Below are 928 nucleotides of genomic sequence, written 5' to 3'. Positions count from 1 at the left end.
GGGAAAATGTCGATCACGTCCCCGCGCACCCRGAACGTGCCGCGCGCGAAGTCCTGCTCGTTGCGCGTGTACTGCATGCGGATCAGCCTGGCGATCACGTCGCGCTGGCCCATCTTGTCGCCGATGCGCGCAATGAACCGCATTTGTGTGTAGTCCTCAGGCGCACCTATGCCGTAAATCGCGCTGACCGTGCCGACGATGATGGTGTCGCGCCGCTCCAGCACGCTCTTGGTGGCCGACAGGCGCATCTGCTCGATGTGTTCGTTGATGGCCGAGTCCTTCTCAATGAAAAGGTCGCGCTGCGGCACATAGGCTTCAGGCTGGTAGTAGTCGTAGTAGCTGACGAAATACTCGACCGCGTTTTTCGGGAAAAACTCGCGGAACTCGCTGTAAAGCTGCGCGGCCAGCGTCTTGTTGGGCGCAAACACGATGGCCGGCCGACCCAGGCGGGCAATCACATTGGCCATGGTGAAGGTCTTGCCGGAGCCGGTCACGCCCAACAGGGTCTGGAACACCTCGCCGTCGTTGATGCCCTCGACCAGTTGGTCAATTGCCGTGGGCTGGTCGCCCGCAGGTGGATAGGGCTGGAACAGCTCGAACGGCGAATCCGGGAAACGCACGAACTGGCCCGCAGCGGGGTCGGTGTTGACTGAATCAGTTATGACTTCCATAGCTTCTGGCATAAAACCTCGATCAAGCCCCGTTAAAATTCAGGGCAACCAAACAGAATACGACATTCGGCCGAAAATGGAAATTGCAATCCCTATTCGCCTTGTAGTTGCCCCGCTATCGCTTTTTGACACCTCTTGTAGCCTTTTTTCCGGTCAGCTTGTGACCTAAATCCGTGACCTGAACCCCCTATCGTCGCTTTCGCCTTCTTTTTACTTCTCTGAGGATATTTCATGTCTTTGTTTACCGCTGTCGAAAT

General features: G+C 56.7%; 1 protein-coding gene. It reads right to left on the bottom strand.

Translation table 11 applies throughout. The features are described 5' to 3' along the window. Positions 1-683, bottom strand: a 683-nt coding sequence (locus tag AC1DWI_RS24560) for a DEAD/DEAH box helicase family protein (protein WP_477726101.1), incomplete at its 3' end; no start/stop codon positions are given. Positions 684-928 lie beyond the last annotated feature (245 nt).

The sequence above is a fragment of the Polaromonas sp. P3_C2 genome (assembly GCF_056402675.1).
Note: the sequence above shows the minus strand (reverse complement) of the source record. Positions and strands in the feature narration are given on the sequence as shown.